The sequence below is a fragment of the Citrobacter sp. Cb028 genome, from assembly GCF_030336705.1.
GTDB lineage: Bacteria > Pseudomonadota > Gammaproteobacteria > Enterobacterales > Enterobacteriaceae > Citrobacter > Citrobacter braakii.
The window spans coordinates 788,684-813,059 of the sequence record NZ_JAOWCZ010000034.1; the positions used below are offsets into that span (position 1 = coordinate 788,684).

Annotated in this window: 19 protein-coding genes; 17 read left to right on the forward strand and 2 right to left on the reverse strand. The window is 52.9% G+C overall.

Annotated features, from left to right (window positions below; translation table 11 throughout):
- The first annotated feature begins 28 nt into the window (after positions 1 to 28).
- The 10 genes from cmk (at position 29) to OGV75_RS13440 (ending at position 11,481) form a co-directional block, all read left to right on the forward strand.
- Positions 29 to 712: a (d)CMP kinase gene (gene cmk / locus OGV75_RS13395; RefSeq protein WP_016152447.1), complete on the forward strand. Its 684-nt coding sequence runs from the start codon at positions 29 to 31 to the stop codon at positions 710 to 712.
- Between the two features lie 113 nt (positions 713 to 825).
- Positions 826 to 2,499, forward strand: coding sequence for a 30S ribosomal protein S1 (gene rpsA, locus OGV75_RS13400; RefSeq protein ID WP_003035776.1), 1,674 nt, complete (start codon positions 826 to 828; stop codon positions 2,497 to 2,499).
- Between the two features lie 160 nt (positions 2,500 to 2,659).
- Entirely contained in the window at positions 2,660 to 2,944 is a 285-nt protein-coding gene (gene ihfB / locus OGV75_RS13405) for an integration host factor subunit beta (RefSeq protein ID WP_003035780.1), read from the forward strand.
- Positions 2,945 to 3,150: 206 nt separating this feature from the next.
- Entirely contained in the window at positions 3,151 to 5,415 is a 2,265-nt protein-coding gene (locus OGV75_RS13410) for a ComEC family protein (RefSeq protein WP_286480791.1), read from the forward strand.
- 36 nt (positions 5,416 to 5,451) lie between these two features.
- Positions 5,452 to 7,200, forward strand: coding sequence for a lipid A ABC transporter ATP-binding protein/permease MsbA (msbA, locus tag OGV75_RS13415; RefSeq protein ID WP_286480793.1), 1,749 nt, complete (start codon positions 5,452 to 5,454; stop codon positions 7,198 to 7,200).
- Positions 7,197 to 8,174, forward strand: a complete 978-nt coding sequence (gene lpxK / locus OGV75_RS13420; RefSeq protein ID WP_286480794.1) for a tetraacyldisaccharide 4'-kinase — start codon at positions 7,197 to 7,199, stop codon at positions 8,172 to 8,174. Before msbA ends, lpxK begins: the two co-directional genes overlap by 4 nt.
- Before the next feature lie 41 nt (positions 8,175 to 8,215).
- Positions 8,216 to 9,448 (forward strand): winged helix-turn-helix domain-containing protein, encoded by a 1,233-nt coding sequence (locus OGV75_RS13425; RefSeq protein ID WP_286480795.1) that lies wholly within the window; start codon positions 8,216 to 8,218, stop codon positions 9,446 to 9,448.
- Between the two features lie 51 nt (positions 9,449 to 9,499).
- Entirely contained in the window at positions 9,500 to 9,682 is a 183-nt protein-coding gene (ycaR, locus tag OGV75_RS13430; protein ID WP_003035793.1) for a protein YcaR, read from the forward strand.
- On the forward strand, positions 9,679 to 10,425 hold the full coding sequence (gene kdsB, locus OGV75_RS13435) for a 3-deoxy-manno-octulosonate cytidylyltransferase (protein WP_016152452.1): 747 nt from the start codon (positions 9,679 to 9,681) through the stop codon (positions 10,423 to 10,425). Before ycaR ends, kdsB begins: the two co-directional genes overlap by 4 nt.
- Positions 10,426 to 10,587: 162 nt before the next feature.
- Complete coding sequence (locus OGV75_RS13440; protein ID WP_016156120.1) at positions 10,588 to 11,481, forward strand: YcbJ family phosphotransferase; 894 nt, start codon at positions 10,588 to 10,590, stop codon at positions 11,479 to 11,481.
- A gap of 35 nt (positions 11,482 to 11,516) precedes the next feature.
- On the opposite strand, the gene elyC is transcribed toward OGV75_RS13440, so the two are convergent.
- Entirely contained in the window at positions 11,517 to 12,281 is a 765-nt protein-coding gene (gene elyC / locus OGV75_RS13445; RefSeq protein ID WP_049269627.1) for an envelope biogenesis factor ElyC, read from the reverse strand.
- A 135-nt stretch (positions 12,282 to 12,416) separates the two neighbouring features.
- Between elyC and cmoM the strand changes: the two genes are divergently transcribed.
- From cmoM to OGV75_RS13480, 7 genes are all read left to right on the forward strand, one after another.
- Positions 12,417 to 13,220 carry a tRNA uridine 5-oxyacetic acid(34) methyltransferase CmoM gene (gene cmoM, locus OGV75_RS13450; RefSeq protein ID WP_286480796.1) on the forward strand — a complete coding sequence of 268 codons (804 nt, stop codon included), beginning with the start codon at positions 12,417 to 12,419 and terminating at the stop codon, positions 13,218 to 13,220.
- A complete protein-coding gene (mukF, locus tag OGV75_RS13455; protein WP_016156123.1) occupies positions 13,213 to 14,535 on the forward strand; it encodes a chromosome partition protein MukF in 1,323 nt (440 codons plus the stop codon). Before cmoM ends, mukF begins: the two co-directional genes overlap by 8 nt.
- Positions 14,516 to 15,220, forward strand: coding sequence for a chromosome partition protein MukE (gene mukE, locus OGV75_RS13460; protein WP_016152457.1), 705 nt, complete (start codon positions 14,516 to 14,518; stop codon positions 15,218 to 15,220). Before mukF ends, mukE begins: the two co-directional genes overlap by 20 nt.
- Positions 15,220 to 19,680: a chromosome partition protein MukB gene (mukB, locus tag OGV75_RS13465; protein ID WP_101699881.1), complete on the forward strand. Its 4,461-nt coding sequence runs from the start codon at positions 15,220 to 15,222 to the stop codon at positions 19,678 to 19,680. Before mukE ends, mukB begins: the two co-directional genes overlap by 1 nt.
- Positions 19,681 to 19,935: 255 nt before the next feature.
- Complete coding sequence (ldtD, locus tag OGV75_RS13470; protein ID WP_286480797.1) at positions 19,936 to 21,687, forward strand: L,D-transpeptidase; 1,752 nt, start codon at positions 19,936 to 19,938, stop codon at positions 21,685 to 21,687.
- 177 nt (positions 21,688 to 21,864) lie between these two features.
- The gene (gene mepK, locus OGV75_RS13475) at positions 21,865 to 22,413 is read left to right on the forward strand and encodes a peptidoglycan L,D-endopeptidase MepK (protein ID WP_016152461.1); all 549 of its coding nucleotides are present in this window, start codon (positions 21,865 to 21,867) and stop codon (positions 22,411 to 22,413) included.
- Positions 22,414 to 22,441: 28 nt separating this feature from the next.
- Positions 22,442 to 23,089 (forward strand): MBL fold metallo-hydrolase, encoded by a 648-nt coding sequence (locus tag OGV75_RS13480; protein WP_286480798.1) that lies wholly within the window; start codon positions 22,442 to 22,444, stop codon positions 23,087 to 23,089.
- Between the two features lie 54 nt (positions 23,090 to 23,143).
- Here OGV75_RS13480 and aspC read toward each other — a convergent pair whose 3' ends face one another.
- On the reverse strand, positions 23,144 to 24,334 hold the full coding sequence (aspC, locus tag OGV75_RS13485) for an aspartate transaminase (protein ID WP_286480799.1): 1,191 nt from the start codon (positions 24,332 to 24,334) through the stop codon (positions 23,144 to 23,146).
- Positions 24,335 to 24,376 lie beyond the last annotated feature (42 nt).

Here is a 24,376-nt window from a genome sequence, read left to right on the forward strand (position 1 = left end):
TAACGTATGCCCGTTTAAGGAGAAAAAGATGACGGCAATTGCCCCGGTTATTACCATTGATGGCCCAAGTGGTGCAGGAAAAGGCACCTTGTGCAAGGCAATGGCGGAAGCATTGCAATGGCATCTGTTAGATTCAGGCGCGATCTACCGCGTACTGGCGCTCGCAGCGTTGCATCACCATGTTGATGTCACATCTGAAGATGCTCTGGTACCGCTTGCCTCACACCTGGATGTGCGTTTTATCTCAACGGACGGCAACCTGGAAGTCATTCTGGAAGGTGAAGATGTCAGCGGCGAAATCCGCACCCAGGAAGTAGCGAATGCCGCATCTCAGGTCGCTGCGTTTCCTCGCGTACGCGAAGCGCTGTTACGCCGCCAACGCGCGTTTCGTGAAGCGCCCGGCCTGATTGCCGACGGACGAGACATGGGGACCGTGGTGTTCCCGGATGCACCAGTGAAAATTTTCCTGGACGCCTCCTCGCAAGAACGTGCGCATAGACGTATGCTACAGTTGCAGGAAAAGGGCTTTAGTGTTAACTTTGAACGCCTTTTGGCCGAGATCGAAGAACGCGATTTCCGCGATCGTAACCGTGCTGTAGCGCCGCTGGTTCCCGCTGCTGATGCTTTAGTTTTGGATTCAACCCGATTAAGCATTGAGCAAGTGATTGAAAAAGCGTTACAATACGCGCGCCAAAAACTGGCACTCGCTTAAGTGCGACCGAATTTGCAGTACCCCCGTTGCAATGGATTGACAGCGGGTATGTTAAACAACCCCATCCGGCATGGAGCCAGGTGGACGTTAAATATGAAACCTGAAGATTAAACATGACTGAATCTTTTGCTCAACTGTTTGAAGAATCCTTAAAAGAAATCGAAACCCGTCCGGGTTCCATCGTTCGTGGTGTTGTTGTTGCTATCGACAAAGACGTAGTACTGGTTGACGCTGGTCTGAAATCTGAGTCCGCCATTCCGGCAGAGCAGTTCAAAAACGCCCAGGGCGAGTTGGAAATCCAGGTTGGTGACGAAGTTGACGTTGCTCTGGATGCAGTAGAAGACGGCTTCGGTGAAACCCTGCTGTCCCGTGAAAAAGCTAAACGTCACGAAGCTTGGATCACGCTGGAAAAAGCTTACGAAGAAGCTGCAACCGTTACTGGTGTTATCAATGGCAAAGTCAAGGGTGGCTTCACTGTTGAGCTGAATGGTATTCGCGCGTTCCTGCCGGGTTCCCTGGTAGACGTTCGTCCGGTCCGCGACACGCTGCACCTGGAAGGCAAAGAGCTTGAATTCAAAGTAATCAAGCTGGATCAGAAGCGTAACAACGTTGTTGTTTCCCGTCGTGCCGTTATCGAATCCGAAAACAGCGCAGAACGCGATCAGCTGCTGGAAAACCTGCAGGAAGGCATGGAAGTTAAAGGTATCGTTAAGAACCTCACTGACTACGGTGCATTCGTTGATCTGGGTGGCGTTGACGGCCTGCTGCACATCACCGACATGGCATGGAAACGCGTTAAGCATCCGAGCGAAATCGTAAACGTTGGCGACGAAATCACTGTTAAAGTGCTGAAGTTCGACCGCGAGCGTACTCGTGTATCTCTGGGCCTGAAACAGCTGGGCGAAGATCCATGGGTAGCTATCGCTAAGCGTTATCCGGAAGGTACCAAACTGACTGGTCGCGTGACCAACCTGACCGACTACGGCTGCTTCGTTGAAATCGAAGAAGGCGTTGAAGGCCTGGTTCACGTTTCCGAAATGGATTGGACCAACAAAAACATCCACCCGTCCAAAGTTGTTAACGTTGGCGATGTAGTGGAAGTTATGGTTCTGGATATCGACGAAGAACGTCGTCGTATCTCCCTGGGTCTGAAGCAGTGCAAAAACAACCCATGGCAGCAGTTCGCGGAAACCCACAACAAGGGCGACCGTGTTGAAGGTAAAATCAAGTCTATCACTGACTTCGGTATCTTCATCGGCCTGGACGGCGGCATCGACGGTCTGGTTCACCTGTCTGACATCTCCTGGAACGTTGCAGGCGAAGAAGCAGTTCGTGAATACAAAAAAGGCGACGAAATCGCAGCTGTTGTTCTGCAGGTTGACGCAGAGCGTGAGCGTATCTCTCTGGGCGTTAAACAGCTCGCAGAAGATCCGTTCAACAACTGGGTTGCACTGAACAAGAAAGGCGCAATCGTAAACGGTAAAGTCACTGCAGTTGATGCTAAAGGCGCAACCGTAGAACTGGCTGACGGCGTTGAAGGTTACCTGCGCGCTTCTGAAGCTTCCCGCGACCGCGTTGAAGATGCAACTCTGGTTCTGAGCGTAGGCGACGACGTTGAAGCTAAATTCACCGGCGTTGATCGTAAGAACCGCGCAATCAGCCTGTCTGTTCGTGCTAAAGACGAAGCTGATGAGAAAGATGCAATCGCAACTGTTAACAAACAGGAAGATGCTAACTTCTCTAACAACGCAATGGCTGAAGCTTTCAAAGCAGCTAAAGGCGAGTAATATCGAGTGCTCCCAAATCCTTTGTGCTGTTAACAGCACAAAGGGTGACGAGTAGCTTGACAGATTACAGGATTCGTCCTGTAATCAATGACAAAGGGCGGCTAAGGCCGCCCTTAATCAATGCAGCAGCTAATTATGCCTTTAAGGAACCGGAGGAATCATGACCAAGTCAGAATTGATTGAAAGACTTGCAACCCAGCAACCTCATATTCCCGCGAAAGCGGTTGAAGATGCAGTTAAAGAGATGCTGGAACATATGGCCTCGACTCTTGCGCAGGGCGAGCGTATTGAAATCCGCGGTTTCGGCAGTTTCTCTTTGCATTACCGCGCACCGCGCACCGGACGTAATCCGAAGACCGGCGATAAAGTGGACCTGGAAGGAAAATACGTTCCGCACTTTAAACCAGGTAAAGAACTGCGCGATCGCGCCAATATTTACGGTTAAGTTTTTAGCGAGACTTAACGCCGAGAAAAGCACCCGCATGGGTGCTTTTTTCATTTCTGCCAGCCCATCCTGGAATCCCCGTCCCAGTTAATTTGCACGTTACAAGCGCCGCTAAATGTTAGCGGAATGCATACTGTATAACGCTAAATTGGCACCAGACAACCGTCGAGCATTACTGCACACTTCCTGCTACAGGGAGGTGACTGATGAAAATAACAACGGTTAGTACGAGTGCATTATTCGGCATTCTCCCGCTTATGCTATTACCTGCGTTACCTGACATGCTGTGCATCGGCGTTATATTTGGTCTGGCAATTCTGCTCTGTCTTATTTCTCACAGCCCTGTACGTTTCGTCGGATTAACCCTGCTATTTTTTCTTTGGGGAGTTCTGGCTGCGAAAGATGCGCTGTGGGCCGGTAATACGCTGCCTGCAAAAAGTCAGCAGGCCATCGTGCGGATAACCGGAACCGATAATATGACAACGCACTACGGCCAGATCACGCATCTGCAGGGGAAGCGGGTATTTCCTGCCATCGGAATTACTCTGTATGGGCAGTACTTACCCGGCAACGTTTGTGCGGGCCAGACATGGGCGATGACGTTGAAGGTTCGTGTTATACACGGTCAATTGAACGAGGGCGGGTTTGATAGCCAGCGTTACGCATTGGCGCAGCACCAGCTGCTGACGGGAAGATTTTTGCAGGCTTCGGTTATCACACAGCAATGCAGTTTGCGTTCGCGGTATCTCTCCTCGTTGAAAAGCGCGCTCGCTGACTATCCCTGGCAGCAGGTTATACTGGGCCTGGGAATGGGGGAGCGCTTGTCCGTGTCACAAGCGGTGAAAACCATTATGCGTGATACCGGTACGGCCCATTTGATGGCTATCTCCGGACTGCATATTGCATTTGCCGCACTTCTGGCAGCAGGATTAATTCGCGCGGGGCAATATTTTATGCCAACCAGATGGATTTGCTGGCAGGTTCCGTTAGTTGGCGGGATCGTCTGCGCAACATTCTATGCCTGGTTAACGGGGCTACAGCCCCCGGCATTACGTACGGTTGTTGCGCTACTGGTCTGGGGAGGGCTAAAACTCAGCGGCAGGCAGTGGAGTGGATGTTCGGTGTGGATCTGCTGTCTGGCAGCCATTCTGGTGGTGGATCCTGTCGCCGTTCTTTCACAAAGTCTGTGGTTGTCTGCTTTTGCCGTTGCGGCGCTGCTGTTCTGGTATCAATGGGTTCCGATGCCGGATTGGCCGCTGTCGCGCGTTGGACGCCAATTTCTGGCGCTTGCTCATTTGCAATTGGGAATTATGCTCCTGCTTCTGCCTGTGCAAATCGCGATGTTTCACGGTTTTAGCCTGACCTCATTTCTGGCGAATTTGTTTGCTGTACCGCTGGTTACGTTTATTTCCGTACCGTTGATATTAGCAGGCATGATCGTGCATTTAACCGGGCTGGCGATGATTGAGTCGAATCTATGGTATTTAGCGGATCGCTCCCTCGCGCTACTATTTTGGGGGCTCAGGAGCCTGCCTGAAGGGTGGATCAATATTGATGCACGTTGGCAATGGCTTGCATTTTTACCCGGACTCCTGTTCATCGCATATCGGCTGAACGCGTGGCGAACTATACCGGTAGTTTGCGTCACTGTGCTCCTTTTACTGAGCGCCCCGTTCTGGCGAACGTCACGTACTGATGTCTGGCAAGTGCATATGCTGGACGTCGGGCAGGGGCTGGCGATGGTAATTGCGCGCAATGGGAAAGCGATTCTTTACGATACCGGTCTGGCATGGCCTGAAGGCGATAGCGCGCAACAGCTGATTATTCCCTGGTTACGCTGGCACAACCTGGAGCCAGAAGGCGTTATTTTAAGCCACGAGCATATGGATCACCGGGGCGGGTTGCGCTCGCTGCAGCAAACCTGGCCGTCGCTATGGATAAGAAGCCCATTAGGTTGGGAAGGGCATCTCCCGTGTTTACGCGGGGAGCGCTGGCAATGGCAAGGGTTAACCTTTAGTGCGCATTGGCCCGTGCGTGGAAATAAAGATCTGGGAAATAACCACTCCTGCGTGGTTAAGGTCGATGACGGGCATCAGAGTATTCTGCTGACCGGAGATATTGAGTCTCCCGCTGAACAAAAAATGCTAAGTCACTACTGGCAGCATCTGCAGTCTACGGTGATACAGGTTCCACATCATGGTAGCAATACCTCATCATCGCAGGCGCTGATTCAGCGGGTCGGCGGGCAGGCCGCGCTAGCCTCCGCATCCCGTTACAATGCCTGGCGTCTCCCGTCCAGGAAAGTGAAGCAACGTTATCGGCAACAAAATTATCAATGGCTGGATACACCACACCAGGGGCAGATTACGCTGGATTTTTATCAAAAAAACTGGCGAATAAACAGCTTGCGGGATCAGATTTTACCTCGTTGGTATCATCAGTGGTTTGGCGTGTCGGAGGATAACGGGTAGAATATGCGGCTATTCTAACAAATGCTGGTTTTTTGAATGCATAACGATAAAGATCTCTCTACGTGGCAGACGTTTCGCCGACTATGGCCAACCATAGCGCCTTTTAAATCGGGTCTGATCGTGGCGGGTATAGCGTTAGTCCTTAACGCGGCCAGCGATACCTTCATGTTATCGCTCCTTAAGCCATTACTGGATGATGGTTTTGGTAAAACGGATCGCTCGGTGCTGCTGTGGATGCCGCTGGTGGTCATTGGACTGATGATAGTTCGTGGCTTAACCAGCTATGTCTCCAGCTATTGCATCTCATGGGTATCAGGCAAAGTGGTCATGACCATGCGTCGCCGCCTGTTTGGCCATATGATGGGCATGCCGGTCTCCTTTTTTGATAAACAGTCTACAGGTACGCTATTGTCACGTATTACCTATGATTCAGAGCAGGTCGCGTCATCGTCCTCCGGCGCGCTGATCACGGTGGTACGTGAAGGGGCCTCAATTATTGGCCTGTTTATCATGATGTTTTATTACAGCTGGCAGCTGTCATTGATCCTGATTGTGCTGGCACCGATTGTATCAGTGGCAATCCGTGTGGTTTCCAAGCGCTTTCGTAGCATCAGTAAAAATATGCAAAACACTATGGGTCAGGTTACGACCAGTGCTGAGCAGATGCTGAAAGGCCACAAAGAAGTTCTGATTTTTGGTGGTCAGGAAGTCGAAACTAAGCGCTTTGATAAAGTCAGCAATAAGATGCGTTTGCAGGGCATGAAGATGGTTTCCGCCTCTTCTATCTCCGATCCTATCATCCAGCTGATTGCGTCTCTGGCTCTGGCCTTCGTGTTGTATGCAGCCAGCTTCCCAAGCGTAATGGAAAACCTGACTGCAGGGACAATTACGGTTGTCTTCTCCTCAATGATCGCGCTGATGCGTCCGTTGAAATCGCTGACCAACGTCAACGCGCAGTTCCAGCGCGGTATGGCGGCCTGCCAGACCTTATTTACGATTCTGGATAGCGAGCAGGAAAAAGATGAAGGTACACGCGAAATCGAACGCGCTACCGGCAATCTCGAATTCCGCAACGTGACATTCACCTATCCGGGACGTGAAGTACCTGCGCTGCGCAACATCAACCTGAATATTCCAGCGGGGAAAACCGTTGCCCTGGTTGGCCGTTCGGGTTCAGGGAAATCCACCATCGCCAGCTTGATCACGCGCTTCTATGATATTGATGAAGGGCAAATTCTGATGGACGCACACGATCTACGTGAATATACCCTGGCATCCTTGCGCGATCAGGTCGCGTTGGTTTCGCAGAATGTGCACCTGTTTAACGATACGGTTGCCAACAACATCGCCTACGCGCGTACCGATTTGTACAGCCGTGAGCAGATCGAAAAAGCGGCGAAAATGGCTTACGCCATGGATTTCATCAATAAGATGGACAATGGCCTGGATACGGTGATTGGCGAAAACGGCGTCCTGCTATCTGGTGGTCAGCGCCAGCGTATCGCTATTGCCCGCGCCTTGTTGCGTGACAGTCCGATTCTGATCCTTGATGAAGCAACGTCGGCACTCGATACCGAGTCTGAACGCGCGATTCAGGCTGCTCTGGATGAGCTTCAGAAAAACCGTACCTCCCTGGTGATTGCTCACCGCCTTTCTACCATTGAACAGGCGGATGAAATCATCGTGGTGGAAGACGGTATTATTGTTGAGCGTGGAACCCATAGCGAGCTGATTGAGCAGCGTGGGGTGTATGCACAATTACATAAAATGCAATTCGGTCAATGATCGCTCGAATCTGGTCTGGTGAGTCGCCGCTGTGGCGACTGTTACTCCCACTCTCCTGGCTGTATGGCCTGGTGAGCGGGGGGATCCGCTTATGTTACAAGCTTGGGATTAAACGCACGTGGCGTGCACCAGTCCCGGTTGTGGTGGTCGGAAACCTGACCGCGGGCGGCAATGGCAAAACACCAGTGGTGATTTGGCTGGTTGAACAACTGCGTCAACGTGGGATTCGCGTGGGCGTGGTGTCGCGTGGTTATGGCGGGAAAGCGGCTGCTTACCCGCTATTACTGACCGCAGATACCACTACGGCAGAAGCGGGTGATGAACCTGTGCTGATCGCCCAACGTACCGGCGTGCCCGTAGCGGTATCCCCGGTAAGATCGGATGCGGTCAAAGCCATTTTGGCCCAACACGATGTGCAGATGATTGTGACGGACGATGGGCTACAGCACTACCGTCTGGCGCGAGATGTTGAAATCGTGGTTATTGACGGAGAACGTCGGTTTGGCAATGGCTGGTGGCTTCCCGCGGGTCCCATGCGGGAACGCGCAGGCCGGCTTAAATCGGTGGATGCGACTATCGTTAACGGTGGCGTTGCGCAGCCAGGGGAAATCCCTATGCGACTTGAACCGGGGCTGGCCGTTAATTTACGTACGGGTGAACGCCGCGATGTGTCGCAGCTGTCCAATATTGTCGCCATGGCGGGCATTGGCCATCCACCGCGTTTTTTTGCCACGCTGGAAGCATGCGGTGCCAGCGTGCAAAAAAGTATTGCGCTGGCAGACCATCAGTCTCTGACCTACAGTGACGTCAGTGCGTTTGCAGACGCTAGGCAAACGCTGGTGATGACGGAAAAAGATGCGGTTAAGTGCCGTGCATTTGCCGATGAAAACTGGTGGTATTTACCTGTTGACGCTCATTTGTCAGGCGATCGGCCTGATATGTTGCTGGATAGCTTAATCTCGCTGACTCGCTAACTGATTCACGCTGCGGCAGCGAATCATTTATGAGGCCATAAATGTCGTTGCCGCGTCTTTCTTTGACGGATGCCCGTCATCTTCACCTTGCCGCTCAAGGGCTGCTGAAAAAAACACGCCGTCGGGCAACCCCAGCAGATATTCTTGCTACCATTTCGCGCATGTCGTTACTGCAAATCGATACCATCAATATTGTGGCGCGCAGCCCTTACCTGGTGCTGTTTAGTCGTTTGGGTGATTATTCGCCCCAGTGGCTGGATGACGCGTTGCATCGGGGCGAACTGATGGAATACTGGGCGCACGAGGCCTGCTTTTTGCCGCGTAGCGACTTTATGCTGATACGTCACCGCATGCTGGCCCCGGAGAAAATGGGCTGGAAATATAAAGCGGAGTGGATGAAAGAACATGCGCATGAGATTGAGCAACTGCTCCAGCACATCCAGCATAACGGACCAGTACGCTCTGCCGATTTTGAGCATCTGCACAAGGGGGCCAGCGGCTGGTGGGCATGGAAACCGCATAAGCGTCATCTTGAAGGCCTGTTCACCGCCGGGAAAGTGATGGTGGTGGAACGGCGTAATTTCCAGCGAGTGTATGATTTAACCCATCGCGTCATGCCGCACTGGGATGATGAACGCGACCGGCTTTCACAGGAAGAAGCAGAAAGCCTCATGCTGGATAACAGTGCCCGCAGTCTGGGGATTTTTCGCGAACAATGGCTGGCAGACTACTATCGCCTGAAGCGTCCGGCGCTAAAAAACTGGTGCAACGTACGTGCACAGCAGCAACAGATTATTCCTGTCGATGTCGAAGGGTTAGGAACCCTGTGGCTGCATAGCCACCTTCAGCCGCTGCTGGAGCAGGCATTGACGGGTAAATTAACGGCGACGCATAGCGCAGTATTATCACCCTTTGATCCGGTGGTCTGGGATCGTAAACGGGCAGAGCAGCTATTCGATTTTAGTTATCGTCTCGAATGTTACACGCCAGCACCGAAACGTCAGTATGGTTATTTCGTCTTGCCGCTGCTGCATCGCGGGCAGTTAGTTGGGCGGATGGATGCCAAAATGCACCGCAAAACGGGCGTACTGGAAGTGATTTCGCTGTGGTTACAGGATGGCGTCAAACCTGGGGTTACTCTGCAAAAAGGATTGTTTCAGGCGATTGATGATTTTGCCCGCTGGCAGCAGGCAACACGTGTGACGCTGGGACGCTATCCTGAAGGTTTATTTGCTGATGCACGCCATGGTTGGGAAATAGACCCAGCACGGTAAGCGATTATGTTAATATTTACGGATTCACAATCCGGTCCATCTGGAGGAACTATGGATCATCGTCTGCTTGAAATCATTGCCTGCCCGGTATGCAATGGCAAACTCTGGTTTAACCAGGAAAAACAGGAACTGATTTGTAAACTGGATAACCTTGCTTTCCCACTGCGTGATGGCATTCCCGTGTTACTGGAAACCGAAGCTCGCGTTCTGACTGCTGATGAGAGTAAATCATGAGTTTTGTGGTCATTATTCCTGCGCGTTATGCGTCCACACGTTTGCCGGGCAAGCCGCTGCTGGATATCAATGGCAAGCCGATGATCGTGCATGTGCTGGAGCGTGCGCGTGAATCTGGCGCTGAACGTATTATTGTTGCGACCGATCACGAAGATGTCGCTCGCGCGGTAGAAGCGGTGGGTGGTGAAGTATGCATGACCCGCGCCGATCACCAGTCCGGTACGGAGCGTCTGGCGGAAGTCGTCGAGAAATGTGGCTTTAGCGATGATACCGTTATTGTGAACGTACAGGGTGATGAGCCGATGATCCCGGCGGTCATTATTCGCCAGGTCGCTGAGAATCTGGCGCAGCGCCAGGTCGGTATGGCGACCCTTGCTGCCCCGATTCACAGTGCGGAAGAGGCATTTAATCCGAATGCGGTGAAAGTCGTTCTGGACGCCGAAGGTTATGCACTCTATTTTTCACGCGCGACCATTCCGTGGGATCGCGACCGTTTCGCTAAAAGCCTGGAAACGGTGGGTGACACCTTCTTGCGACATCTGGGTATTTACGGCTATCGCGCCGGTTTTATCCGCCGTTATGTTAACTGGCAGCCCAGCCCGCTTGAGCATATTGAAATGCTGGAGCAACTACGTGTGCTGTGGTACGGCGAAAAAATTCATGTTGCCGTCGCAAAAGAAGTACCCGGTACCGGCGTAGACACTGCCGAAGATCTTGAGCGCGTTCGCGCCGAAATGCGTTAGTTTTTCTCACGACACTCCCCTGAGGACGCCAATTTTTGGGAGGAGTGTCATATCGTTACGCTTTCCCGCCACTTTTCTTTTCATCAATTGATCTCATCCGGGTGACATCTGTCTGCACGACGCTCATTATGAAAGCAGTAGCATTTATGAGGGCAATCCGAAATGGAACAGTTGCGTGCCGAACTCAGTCATCTGTTGGGTGAAAAACTCAGTCGTATAGAATGCGTGAATGAAAAAGTGGATACGGCCCTGTGGTCACTGTACGACAGCCAGGGAAATCCGATGCCACTGATGGCGAGAAGTTTCACCACGCCGGGTATGGCGCAGCAGTTGGCATGGAAAACCTCCATGCTGGCGCGCAGTGGTACGGTGCGTATGCCCGTCATTTATGGGGTCTTAACCCACGAGGAACATCCCGGTCCTGATGTGCTACTGCTTGAGCGTTTACGTGGAGTGCCGGTGGAAGCGCCTGCCCGAACGCCCGAACGCTGGGAACATTTAAAAGATCAGATCGTAGAAGGTCTGCTGTCATGGCATCGGCAGGATAGTGCTGGCTGCGTGGGAATGGTGGATAACACGCAAGAGAATATCTGGCCATCCTGGTATCGTCAGCGGGTTGAGGTGCTGTGGACCACGTTAAATCAGTTCAACAATACCGGGCTAACGATGCAGGACAAGCGGATCCTGTTTCGCACGCGTGAGTGTTTGCCTGCCTTATTTGAAGGATTCAATGATAACTGCGTGCTGATCCACGGTAATTTCAGTTTACGTAGCATGCTCAAAGACGCCCGTAGTGATCAGCTTCTGGCTATGGTGGGACCGGGGTTGATGCTGTGGGCGCCAAGGGAATATGAACTGTTCCGCTTGATGGATAATGCGCTGGCGGAAAGCCTGCTTTGGCAATACCTGCAGCGCGCGCCAGTGGCGGAGTCATTCATCTGGCGGCGCTGGTTGTATGTGTTATGGGATGAAGTGACGCAATTGGTCAACACCGGACGCTTTAATCGTTCCAACTTTGACCTGGCAACGAAATCATTGCTGCCGTGGCTCGCATGATAAACATGTGAACACCTTATCAGGCAGCATTCCTGTCAATGTTCCGATCCCTTCAGCCACTGCCAGATGCGTCCCAGGGTTTCGTAACCAACGCGATCGCTGTGCATCAACCAGACGGGTGAAGGTATAGCGCGCTCCCACGGATTAAGCGGTGAATCAATTGCTAACTGATTGGCTGGCGCTGGCAGCGGATGCAAGCCGGCCTGCTGGAAGAAGATCATCGCCCGCGGTAAGTGGGAGGCAGAGGTTACCAGCAGGAACGGCGCATTGCCGATGGCCTTCTTTACCGCCGCGGCTTCTTCTTCGGTATCTTTGGGGTGATCCAGGGTGATGATTTCATCGGCTGGCACCCCCAGCGACTGCGCTACTCGGGCGCCAGCTTCTGCGGTACTGACGTTATTCGTCTTTGCGGCAGCGCCGGTAAAGATGAGCTTCGATCCCGGGTTTGCGCGCCATAGGCGAATACCTTCATTCAGACGTGGAAGGCTGTTGCTGATCAGATTTGAACTCGGCGCCCACTGCGGATTCCAGGTATACCCTCCCCCCAGCACCACAATATATTCCACTTTTTGCGAACCTTGCCACGTTGGATAACTGTCCTCAATCGGTTTCAACAGTCTGTCGGCGACGGGCTGTAAACTAAGGAGTAACAGTGCCAGCCAACTCAGGCTAATACACACTTTCCCTGTTTTTTGAAAGCGACTGAACCAGACCAGCGCCAGGCCAATACCCATCATAATTAGCATCAGTGGCAGCGGCAGCATCATACCGCCAATCACTTTCTTCAGCGTAAAAAGCATCCTTTTTGGTTCCTTTTTTAACCATACAGCAGGGGATCTGCAGGGATATTACACCAGGAAGGTTCATTCTCGGCGTGGGTGTGACAAAATAGCGGTTTTACTTAGTCACCCTAAAGCCAGTATGCGGAGAGCCCGATGCGGGATCGCAATTTTGATGACATTGCAGAGAAGTTTTCCCGTAACATTTACGGCACCACCAAAGGTCAATTAAGACAGGCTATCCTTTGGCAGGATCTGGATCGATTACTGGAAACGTTCGGTGAGCAAAAACTGCACATTCTGGATGCCGGTGGTGGTGAAGGGCAAACGGCCATCAAAATGGCGCAACGAGGACATTTCGTCACATTATGCGATCTGTCTGGCGAGATGATCGCCCGAGCGCAACAGGCGGCAGAGGCAAAAGGTGTGAGCGGGAACATGCATTTTATACAATGCGCTGCTCAGAATGTTGCTTCGCATTTGGAAAGCCCGGTTGATCTGATATTGTTTCATGCTGTGCTGGAGTGGGTGACAGATCCGGTCAACGTGTTGCAGACTCTGTGGTCAGTATTGCGTCCTGGCGGCGCGCTGTCGTTAATGTTCTACAATGCTAACGGTCTGTTGATGCATAACATGGTCGCAGGGAACTTTGACTATGTGCAGGTGGGGATGCCGAAACGTAAAAAGCGCACGCTTTCACCGGACTACCCGCGCGATCCGGGGCAGGTCTACCAGTGGCTGGACGAGATCGGTTGGCAGATAACCGGTAAAACGGGCGTCCGCGTGTTTCATGATTATCTGCGAGATAAACATAAACAGCATGACGACTTTGAAATGTTACTTGAGTTAGAAACGCGCTATTGCCGCCAGGAACCGTATATCAGCCTTGGGCGCTATATTCATGTCACCGCGATTAAAAGTTCGGCCCGAGCCGCAGATGCAAGGATAATTTATGAGTGAATTTTCCCAGACAGTCCCCGAACTGGTTGCCTGGGCCAGAAAAAATGACTTCTCCATCTCTCTGCCGGTAGACAGACTTTCGTTCCTGCTGGCGGTCGCGACCCTGAACGGTGAGCGACTTGACGGCGAGATGAGTGAAGGTGAGCTGGTGGATGCGTTCCGCCATGTGAGTGATGCGTTTGAGCAAACCAGCGAAACCATCGGCGTACGCGCCAACAACGCGATCAACGATATGGTGCGTCAACGTCTGCTGAACCGCTTTACCAGCGAGCAGGCGGAAGGCAACGCTATATATCGTTTAACGCCATTGGGAATTGGCATCACGGATTACTACATTCGTCAGCGTGAATTCTCTACGCTACGTCTTTCAATGCAGCTGTCGATTGTTGCTGGTGAACTAAAGCGCGCGGCGGATGCGGCAGCGGAAGGTGGCGATGAGTTCCACTGGCATCGCAACGTCTACGCGCCATTGAAATACTCGGTGGCGGAGATTTTCGACAGTATCGATCTGACCCAGCGCATCATGGATGAACAGCAACAGCAGGTAAAAGACGACATCGCACAGTTGCTTAATAAAGACTGGCGGGCGGCGATCTCCAGCTGTGAACTGCTGCTCTCTGAAACGTCAGGTACGCTGCGTGAACTGCAGGATACGCTGGAAGCGGCGGGGGATAAGCTACAGGCTCACCTGTTACACATCCAGGACGCCACGATGACGCATGACGATTTGCATTTCGTCGATCGGTTGGTGTTTGACTTACAAAGTAAGCTCGACCGCATTATCAGTTGGGGTCAGCAGTCCATTGATTTATGGATCGGCTACGATCGTCACGTGCATAAGTTTATCCGTACCGCGATCGATATGGATAAAAACCGCGTCTTTGCCCAGCGTCTGCGCCAGTCCGTGCAGACATACTTTGACGATCCGTGGGCGCTAACCTATGCCAACGCCGATCGTCTGCTGGATATGCGTGACGAAGAGATGGTGCTGCGTGACGAAGAGGTCACCGGCGAGCTTCCGGAAGATCTGGAATATGAAGAATTTAACGAGATCCGTGAACAGTTGGCGGCGATCATCGAAGAACAGCTAGCTATCTACAAATCCAGACAAACACCACTGGATCTCGGTTTGGTCGTGCGCGAGTATCTGGCGCAATACCCACGTGCGCGTCATTTCGACGTCGCGCGCATAGTTATCGATCAGGCGGTACGCCTTGGCGTAGCGCAAGCAGACTTCACCGGACTGCCAGCCAAATGGCAGCCGATTAATGATTACGGAGCCAAGGTACAGGCGCATGTCATTGACAAATATTGAACAAGTGATGCCGGTAAAGCTGGCGCAGGCGCTGGCGAATCCGTTATTTCCGGCGCTGGACAGCGCCTTACGTTCGGGCCGCCATATCGGTCTGGATGAACTGGATAATCATGCCTTCCTGATGGATTTTCAGGAATATTTTGAAGAGTTTTACAGCCGCTATAACGTGGAATTGATCCGTGCGCCGGAAGGGTTCTTCTACCTTCGCCCGCGTTCAACGACGCTCATTCCCCGTTCGGTCCTGTCTGAACTGGACATGATGGTCGGTAAAATTCTTTGCTATCTCTATCTCAGCCCGGAACGCCTGGCGAATGAAGGGATTTTTACCCAGCAAGAGTTGTACGACGAGCTGCTAACGCTGGCTGATGAAGCGAAGCTGCTGAAACTGGTGAACAACCGTTCAACCGGTTCGGATGTTGATCGCCAGAAGCTACAGGAAAAAGTTCGTTCTTCGCTAAACCGTCTGCGCCGTTTAGGCATGGTGTGGTTTATGGGTCACGACAGCAGCAAATTCCGTATTACGGAATCAGTCTTCCGCTTTGGCGCGGACGTGCGCAGCGGTGACGATCCGCGCGAAGCGCAGCGTCGCTTAATTCGTGATGGCGAAGCGATGCCGGTCGAGAACCGCCTGCAGCTCAACGATGAGCCCGAAGAGAATCAGCCGGACAGTGGAGAAGAAGAATAATGATTGAACGCGGTAAATTTCGCTCACTTACGCTGATTAACTGGAATGGTTTTTTTGCCCGTACGTTCGACCTTGATGAACTGGTTACCACGCTGTCCGGCGGTAACGGTGCGGGTAAGTCCACCACCATGGCGGCATTTGTAACAGCGCTCATCCCGGACTTAACCCTGCTGCATTTCCGTAACACCACCGAAGCCGGTGCAACCAGTGGTTCACGTGATAAGGGCCTGCACGGTAAGTTGAAAGCGGGCGTCTGTTACTCAATGCTCGACGTCCTCAACTCGCGCCATCAGCGCGTGGTCGTGGGGGTGCGTCTGCAACAGGTTGCCGGTCGCGATCGTAAAGTGGATATCAAACCGTTTGCCATTCAGGGGCTGCCGATGTCGGTGCAGCCAACCCAACTGGTGACGGAAACGCTGAATGAACGCCAGGCGCGCGTGCTGTCCCTCTCTGAGCTGAAAGAGAAGCTTGATGAGATGGAAGGTGTGCAGTTTAAACAGTTCAACTCAATCACTGATTATCACTCACTGATGTTCGATCTGGGCATCATCGCCCGTCGTCTGCGTTCCGCGTCTGACCGTAGTAAATTCTATCGTCTGATTGAAGCCTCGCTGTACGGCGGGATCTCCAGTGCCATTACCCGTTCACTACGTGACTACCTGCTGCCGGAAAACAGCGGCGTGCGTAAAGCCTTCCAGGATATGGAAGCTGCGCTGCGTGAAAACCGCATGACGCTGGAAGCGATTCGCGTAACTCAGTCTGACCGCGATCTGTTTAAGCATTTGATCAGCGAAGCGACCAACTATGTGGCCGCGGATTATATGCGTCACGCCAACGAACGTCGTATCCATCTTGATAAAGCGCTGGAATATCGTCGTGAGCTGCATACTTCACGTAAGCAGCTGGCCGCGGAGCAGTATAAGCACGTGGATATGGCGCGCGAACTGGGCGAGCATAACGGCGCGGAAGGCGATCTGGAAGCTGATTACCAGGCCGCGAGCGATCACCTGAATCTGGTGCAAACCGCGCTGCGTCAGCAGGAAAAAATTGAACGCTACGAAGCGGATCTCGAAGAACTGCAGGTCCGTCTCGAAGAACAAAATGAGGTGGTCGCGGAAGCCGTTGACCGCCAGGATGAAAACGAAGCCCGCGCAGAAGCCGCGGAACTGGAAGTGGATGAGCTGAAAAGCCAGCTTGCCGATTATCAGCAAGCGCTGGACGTCCAGCAAACGCGAGCCATCCAGTATACCCAGGCGATCCAGGCGCTGAATCGGGCGAAAGAGCTCTGCCATTTACCGGATCTGACCGCCGACAGCGCTGCTGAATGGCTGGAAACCTTCCAGGCTAAAGAGCAGGAAGCCACTGAAAAACTGCTGACGCTGGAACAAAAAATGAGCGTGGCGCAAACCGCGCACAGCCAGTTCGAACAGGCTTATCAGCTGGTGGCGGCTATCAATGGCCCGCTGGCGCGTGGTGAAGCCTGGAGCGTGGCGCGTGAACTGCTGCGGGAAGGCGTTGAACAGCGCCACCTGGCGGAACAGGTTCAGCCGTTGCGTATGCGACTTAGCGAGCTGGAGCAGCGTTTGCGCGAACAGCAAGACGCCGAGCGTCTGCTGGCTGAATTCTGCAAGCGTCAGGGTAAACAGTTCGATATCGATGAGCTGGAAGCGCTGCACCAGGAGCTGGAAGCACGCATCGCCGCCTTGTCGGACAGCGTCTCTTCTGCCAGCGAACAGCGTATGACGTTGCGTCAGGAGCAGGAACAGCTGCAGTCTCGTATCCAGCATCTGATGAAACGTGCGCCTGTCTGGCTGGCCGCGCAGAATAGCCTGAATCAGCTTAGCGAGCAGTGTGGCGAAGAGTTTACCTCAAGCCAGGACGTGACCGAGTATCTGCAACAACTGCTGGAGCGCGAGCGTGAAGCCATTGTTGAGCGTGATGAAGTCGGTGCGCGCAAAAATGCAGTTGATGAAGAAATTGAACGTTTAAGTCAGCCGGGCGGGGCGGAAGATCAGCGTCTGAACGCGCTGGCGGAGCGCTTCGGCGGCGTTCTGCTGTCAGAAATCTATGACGACGTTAGCCTTGAAGATGCGCCGTACTTCTCTGCGCTGTACGGTCCTTCGCGTCATGCCATCGTGGTGCCGGATCTGACGCTGATTACCGAGCAGCTTGAAGGGCTGACGGATTGTCCGGAAGATCTCTATTTCATCGAAGGGGATCCGCAGTCGTTTGATGACAGCGTTTTCAGCGTTGATGAGCTGGAAAAAGCGGTAGTGGTGAAAACCGCCGAGCGTCAGTGGCGTTATTCCCGCTTCCCGACGGTGCCGATTTTTGGCCGTGCAGCGCGCGAAAGCCGTATCGAAACCCTGCATGCCGAGCGTGAAGGGCTGTCTGAACGTTTCGCAACTCTCTCCTTTGACGTCCAGAAAACCCAGCGTCTGCATCAGGCGTTCAGTCGTTTCATTGGCAGTCATTTGTCGGTGGCGTTTGAAGCCGATCCGGAAGCGGAAATTCGCCAACTGAATGGCCGTCGCGTTGAACTGGAACGTGCGCTGAGCAATCATGAAAATGATAATCAGCAAAGCCGTATGCAGTTTGAGCAGGCGAAAGAGGGGGTCTCCGCTCTTAACCGCCTTCTCCCGCGTTTGAATCTGCTGGCGGATGACACGCTGGCCGATCGCGTGGACGAAATTCGTGAGCGCCTGGATGAAGCCCAGGAAGCAGCGCGTTTTGTACAGCAACATGGCAACCAGTTAGCCAAACTGGAACCGATTGTTTCGGTCCTGCAAAATGACCCTGAGCAGTTTGAACAACTGAAGGAAGACTACGCGTATTCCCAACAGATGCAGCGCGATGCGCGTCAGCAAGCTTTTGCCCTGACCGAAGTGGTGCAGCGCCGGGCGCACTTTAGCTATTCCGACTCTGCTGAAATGCTTAGCGGCAACAGCGATCTGAACGAAAAACTGCGTGAGCGCCTGGAACAGGCGGAAGCTGAACGTACCCGCGCCCGTGAAGCGCTACGCAGTCACGCTGCACAGTTAAGCCAGTACAACCAGGTCATGGCGTCGCTGAAAAGCTCCTATGACACCAAAAAAGAGCTGCTTAACGATTTACAACGTGAACTGCAGGATATTGGCGTTCGTGCGGACAGCGGTGCCGAAGAGCGCGCGCGTATTCGTCGTGATGAACTGCATGCGCAGCTCAGCAATAACCGTGCCCGCCGTAACCAATTGGAAAAAGCGCTGACCTTCTGCGAAGCGGAGATGGAAAATCTGACCCGCAGGCTGCGCAAGCTGGAACGTGATTATTTTGAGATGCGCGAGCAGGTGGTTACCGCGAAAGCCGGATGGTGTGCGGTGATGCGGATGGTGAAAGATAACGGCGTTGAACGCCGCCTGCACCGTCGTGAGCTGGCGTATCTTTCCGGTGATGAACTGCGCTCGATGTCGGATAAGGCGCTCGGTGCGCTGCGCCTGGCGGTTGCGGATAACGAACACCTGCGCGATGTACTGCGCATGTCTGAAGATCCAAAACGCCCAGAGCGTAAAATTCAGTTCTTTGTCGCGGTTTATCAGCATCTGCGTGAACGTATTCGCCAGGATATCATCCGTACCGATGATCCGGTTGAAGCGATCGAACAGATGGAGATTGAGCTGAGCCGTCTGACGGAAGAATTAACGTCCCGCGAACAGAAACTGGCGATCAGCTCTCGCAGCGTGGCGAATATCATTCGTAAGACCATTCAGCGCGAACAGAACCGTATTCGCATGCTGAACCAGGGGCTGCAAAGCGTGTCGTTTGGCCAGGTAAACAGCGTTCGTCTGAACGTCAACGTACGCGAGACGCATGCTACCTTGCTGGACGTACTTTCCGAACAGCATGAGCAGCACCAGGATCTGTTTAACAGCAATCGTCTGACCTTCTCTGAAGCGCTGGCGAAGTTGTATCAGCGTCTGAATCCGCAGATTGATATGGGGCAACGTACGCCGCAAACCATTGGTGAAGAGCTGCTGGATTACCGTAACTATCTGGAAATGGAAGTTGAAGTTAACCGTGGCTCTGACGGCTGGCTGCGTGCTGAATCTGGCGCGCTGTCAACGGGTGAAGCGATCGGGACCGGGATGTCTATTCTGGTGATGGTTGTGCAAAGCTGGGAAGACGAAGGGCGTAGACTGCGCGGGAAAGATATTTCTCCTTGCCGTCTGCTGTTCCTTGATGAAGCTGCGCGACTTGATGCACGCTCTATCGCGACTCTGTTTGAACTGTGCGAGCGTCTGCAAATGCAGCTGATTATCGCAGCCCCAGAAAACATTAGCCCGGAGAAAGGCACCACCTACAAACTGGTGCGTAAAGTCTTCCAGAACACCGAACACGTTCACGTGGTAGGTCTGCGCGGGTTTGCGCCTCAGTTACCTGAGCCGCTGCCTGGTACCGAAGATGCCTCCTCGCAGGCAAGCTAAATAAAAGGCGGCTAAATGGCCGCCTTCTTTTTTCCGGAAATTCTCAATAACTGGTGTAATTTCTTTAAACTTCTTTACATTAGGTTAGGCAAAAATTTTTTCATGTTTATATACTAAAGGTAAGCCTAACGCGTCACAGGCTTGCTCGTCATACTTCAGCTTGTATTGGCGTTTTACAGGTTCGGCCCCGCCAAAATAAGGGGAAGACATACGGCCTGGCTACTCAAAGTATGATAAAAAAACAGGGGGCAAGGGATGTTGCTTAATAAAATGTGTGGTCGTCGGCTGTCGGCAATTAGTTTGTGCCTGGCCGTAACATTCGCTCCACTGTTCAATGCGCAGGCCGATGAGCCTGAAATGATCCCTGGCGATAGCTCAGCGACCGTCAGTGAACAGCCAACAGCGTTATCACAGCCGCAGGCTCAATCTTCCGCGACGGCTATCATGGCAGGTATTCAACCACTGCCCGAGGGCGTGTCAGTTGATAAAGCCCGCGCCGAATTACAATCTCAACTTCCAGCGGGCTTCACACCGGTTTATATGAGCCAACTGGAACTACTGTATGCCGCACGCCAAATGAAACCGATGTGGGAAAATCGTGATGCGGTAAAAGCCTTTCAGCAACAGTTAGCTGAAGTGGCGATTGCTGGCTTTCAGCCGCAGTTCACCACCTGGGTCGCTTTACTGACTGACCCAGCAGTAACCGGTCAGGCGCGAGATATCGTGCTCTCAGATGCGATGATGGGGTATCTGCACTTTATTGCCAACATCCCCGTCAAAGGTAATCGCTGGCTCTATAGCGATAAGCCCTATGCGCTGACGACGCCGCCGATTTCCGTGATCAACCAATGGCAAGTCGCGCTGGATAACGGTCAACTGACTTCGTTTGTCGCCAGCCTGGCACCGCAACATCCGCAGTACGCAGCCATGCATGAATCGCTGCTCAAGCTGGTGGGCGATACGCGGCCCTGGCCGCAACTGACCAGTACCGCGACGCTGCGTCCGGGGGAGTGGAGTAAGGATATCCCTGCGCTGCGTGAAATTTTGCGCCGCACCGGGATGCTGGAGTCTGTTGTCAGTACGGCTGCCAAAGAAGGCCGTAGCGCTTACGATCGTGAACTTGTTGACGCGGTTAAGCGGTTTCAGACGTGGCAGGGGCTTGGGGCCGATGGCACGATTGGCCCTGCCACGCGTGACTGGCTGAACGTGACGCCCGCTCAACGTGCGGGCGTGCTGGCGTTAAATATTCAGCGCTTGCGCCTGCTGCCGGGTACGCTGTCTACCGGTATCATGGTGAATATTCCTGCCTACTCGCTGGTGTATTATCAAAACGGCAATCAGGTACTGGCCTCGCGCGTTATCGTCGGACGTCCCGATCGTAAAACGCCGATGATGAGCAGTGCGCTGAATAACGTGGTCGTTAACCCGCCGTGGAACGTGCCTCCGACGCTGGCCCGGAAGGATATTCTGCCTAAGGTTTGGAATGACCCAGGGTATCTTGAGCGTCACGGCTATACCGTAATGCGCGGCTGGAACAGCAAAGAGACGATAGATCCGTGGCAGGTTGACTGGGCCACCATCACCGCCTCCAATCTGCCGTTCCGCTTCCAGCAGGCTCCGGGAGCGCGTAACTCGCTCGGACGCTATAAATTCAATATGCCGAGTTCGGATGCTATTTATCTGCACGATACGCCGAACCACACTCTGTTCCAGAAGGATTCGCGGGCGTTAAGCTCCGGCTGCGTGCGCGTGAACAAGGCATCTGAGCTGGCGAATATGCTGCTACAGGATGCGGGGTGGAATGATACGCGCATCTCGGATGCCCTGAAGCAAGGGGATACAAGGTACGTGAATATTCGCCAGAATATCCCCGTCAACCTCTACTATCTGACCGCATTTGTTGGCCCGGATGGTCGCACGCAGTATCGTACAGATATTTACAATTACGATCAGACAGCGCGATCCAGTGCACAAATTGTGTCAAAAGCTGAACAATTAATCAGATAAATGAAGCAGTTCGAGGAAAATAATTGTCGTAAGTTATGCTGGAAACGGGGCGAAATGGCTGCAAGCCCCGTATTTCCTGGGGTTGGGAGCCTTGACGTGGACTACTTAGCCAGATAAGGTTTCCCGCGTGCGCTAGAGCATACATACGATAACATTGACCTTGTAGACCTTAAAACCATGGACAAATTTGACGCTAATCGCCGCAAACTGCTGGCGCTTGGTGGCATTGCCCTCGGCGCTGCCATCCTGCCTACGCCTGCGTTTGCTACACTCTCCACCCCACGTCCGCGCATTTTGACTCTGAATAACCTGCATACCGGTGAGTCAATAAAAGCAGAGTTTTTTGATGGCAGGGGCTATATTCAGGACGAATTAGCTAAACTTAATCACTTTTTCCGTGATTTTCGTGCGAATAAAGTGAAATCCATCGATCCGGGATTGTTCGATCAACTCTTCCGTCTGCAGGGCCTGCTGGGCACGCGTAAACCCGTACAGCTTATTTCTGGTTACCGCTCTATTGATACCAATAATGAATTACGTGCGCACAGCCGCGGTGTGGCAAAGAAAAGCTACCACACGAAAGGGCAGGCCATGGATTTCCATATTGAAGGCATCGCATTAAGTAATATTCGCAAAGCTGCGTTATCTATGCGCGCAGGTGGTGTAGGATACTACCCACGCAGTAACTTTGTGCATATTGACACCGGACCGGCGCGTCATTGGTGATCCATAAGCTTAATGAAACAGGAGCCGTATGAACTATCGTATTATTCCGGTCACTGCATTCGCCCAGAACTGCTCGTTAATCTGGTGTGAGCAAACCCGTCTGGCTGCGCTGGTCGATCCCGGCGGCGATGCTGAGAAAATCAAACAGGAAGTCGATGCCAGTGGCCTGACGCTAATGCAGATCCTGCTCACCCATGGTCATCTTGATCACGTAGGTGCGGCGGCTGAACTGGCACAGCATTATAGTGTACCGGTTATTGGTCCGGAAAAAGAAGATGAGTTCTGGTTACAAGGACTTCCTGCTCAGAGTCGCATGTTTGGCCTGGGCGATTGTGAGCCGCTGACGCCCGATCGCTGGTTGAATGAAGGCGACCGGGTAAGCGTGGGTAACGTGACGTTGCAGGTACTGCATTGCCCGGGTCACACGCCGGGACATGTGGTCTTCTTTGATGAACAATCAAAGCTACTGATTTCTGGTGACGTGATTTTCAAAGGCGGCGTAGGGCGCAGCGATTTTCCTCGCGGAGATCATAGTCAATTGATTGATTCGATTAAACGTAAACTGTTGCCGTTGGGCGATGACGTGACGTTTATTCCGGGTCACGGCCCACTTTCGACGTTGGGCAACGAACGGCTACATAATCCGTTCCTGCAGGATGAAATGCCAGTCTGGTAACACCGCAGATAAATGAAAAAGGCCGCTATTGCGGCCTTTTTAGTACGCGATAAATTACAGTACTGCGACAATCGCTTCGCACAGCGGCGCCATGTTATCTGGCGTCATTCCTGCTACGTTCACACGTCCGGAAGCGACGGCATAGACACCAAACTCTTCACGCAGACGCAGAACCTGCTCTTTGGTCAGGCCGCTGAATGAGAACATGCCGTTCTGTTTGATGATAAAGCTGAAGTCGCGGTTCGCACCTTTCTCCTGCAGCGTATTCACAAACAGCAAACGCATGCGTTGGATGCGTTGACGCATATCAGTCAGTTCCTGCTCCCAGATAGCGCGCAGGGCATCGTTGCTCAGGATGGTTGCCACAACCGACGCACCGTGTGCTGGTGGGTTGGAATAGTTGGCACGAATGACGGATTTCATCTGGCTAAACGCGCGGTCGACGGTTTCAGCATCGGCTGCAACCAGCGTACAGGCGCCTACGCGCTCATTGTACAGACCAAAGTTCTTGGAGTAGGAGTTGGCGACGATCAGCTCTTTGTGCAGCGCAGCGAATGCGCGCAGACCTTCTGCATCTTCTTCCAGACCGCGGGCAAAGCCCTGGTATGCGAAGTCAAACAGCGGCAACCAACCTTTTTCGACAGAAAGCTGAGCCAGCGTTTGCCACTGCTCCAGCGTAGGATCGATACCGGTTGGGTTATGGCAGCAGCCGTGGAATAACACCACGTCGCCAGCCTGCGCTTCGCTGAGGCTTGCCAGCAGCGCATCAAAGTCTAATGAGTGGTTCGCGGCATCGTAATAGTTGTATTCACGAACTTCCAGACCGGCAGAGTTAAAGACGCTCTTATGGTTTGGCCAGCTTGGATTGCTCACCCATACGCGTTTAGCTGAGGTGTTTTTTGCCAGGAAATCAGCGGCCACACGCAGTGCGCCAGTGCCGCCAGGAGTCTGTGCTGTACGCGCACGTTTGTCGTTGATAAGCGAACTTTCTTTACCAAACAGTAATTCCTGAGTGCAGCGACCAAACTCTGGAATACCGTCGATGCCAAGGTAATTTTTGGTGGTTTCATTTTCCAGTATATATTGCTCGGCTTTTTTAACGCTGGTCAGTACCGGCGTTTTACCTGTCTCATCTTTATATACACCGATCCCAAGGTTTATTTTTCCTGGGCGGTCATCGGCACGAAACAAATCAGCCAGACCCAAAATGGGGTCGGCAGGAGCGGCAGTAATGTTCTCAAACATGACGAGGTTCCATAGTGATTACAGAAGGGAAGTCCGCTATCA

Bases quoted from the DNA above. Each gene is read 5' to 3' on its own strand.
- kdsB (WP_016152452.1), top strand. From the start codon at position 9,679: ATGAGTTTTGTGGTCATTATTCCTGCGCGTTATGCGTCCACACGTTTG.
- cmk (WP_016152447.1), top strand. From the start codon at position 29: ATGACGGCAATTGCCCCGGTTATTACCATTGATGGCCCAAGTGGTGCA.
- mepK (WP_016152461.1), top strand. From the start codon at position 21,865: ATGGACAAATTTGACGCTAATCGCCGCAAACTGCTGGCGCTTGGTGGC.
- mukB (WP_101699881.1), top strand. From the start codon at position 15,220: ATGATTGAACGCGGTAAATTTCGCTCACTTACGCTGATTAACTGGAAT.
- elyC (WP_049269627.1), bottom strand. From the start codon at position 12,281: ATGCTTTTTACGCTGAAGAAAGTGATTGGCGGTATGATGCTGCCGCTG.
- rpsA (WP_003035776.1), top strand. From the start codon at position 826: ATGACTGAATCTTTTGCTCAACTGTTTGAAGAATCCTTAAAAGAAATC.
- OGV75_RS13480 (WP_286480798.1), top strand. From the start codon at position 22,442: ATGAACTATCGTATTATTCCGGTCACTGCATTCGCCCAGAACTGCTCG.
- OGV75_RS13440 (WP_016156120.1), top strand. From the start codon at position 10,588: ATGGAACAGTTGCGTGCCGAACTCAGTCATCTGTTGGGTGAAAAACTC.
- lpxK (WP_286480794.1), top strand. From the start codon at position 7,197: ATGATCGCTCGAATCTGGTCTGGTGAGTCGCCGCTGTGGCGACTGTTA.
- mukE (WP_016152457.1), top strand. From the start codon at position 14,516: ATGTCATTGACAAATATTGAACAAGTGATGCCGGTAAAGCTGGCGCAG.
- cmoM (WP_286480796.1), top strand. From the start codon at position 12,417: ATGCGGGATCGCAATTTTGATGACATTGCAGAGAAGTTTTCCCGTAAC.
- aspC (WP_286480799.1), bottom strand. From the start codon at position 24,334: ATGTTTGAGAACATTACTGCCGCTCCTGCCGACCCCATTTTGGGTCTG.
- msbA (WP_286480793.1), top strand. From the start codon at position 5,452: ATGCATAACGATAAAGATCTCTCTACGTGGCAGACGTTTCGCCGACTA.
- OGV75_RS13425 (WP_286480795.1), top strand. From the start codon at position 8,216: ATGTCGTTGCCGCGTCTTTCTTTGACGGATGCCCGTCATCTTCACCTT.
- mukF (WP_016156123.1), top strand. From the start codon at position 13,213: ATGAGTGAATTTTCCCAGACAGTCCCCGAACTGGTTGCCTGGGCCAGA.
- OGV75_RS13410 (WP_286480791.1), top strand. From the start codon at position 3,151: ATGAAAATAACAACGGTTAGTACGAGTGCATTATTCGGCATTCTCCCG.
- ldtD (WP_286480797.1), top strand. From the start codon at position 19,936: ATGTTGCTTAATAAAATGTGTGGTCGTCGGCTGTCGGCAATTAGTTTG.
- ihfB (WP_003035780.1), top strand. From the start codon at position 2,660: ATGACCAAGTCAGAATTGATTGAAAGACTTGCAACCCAGCAACCTCAT.
- ycaR (WP_003035793.1), top strand. From the start codon at position 9,500: ATGGATCATCGTCTGCTTGAAATCATTGCCTGCCCGGTATGCAATGGC.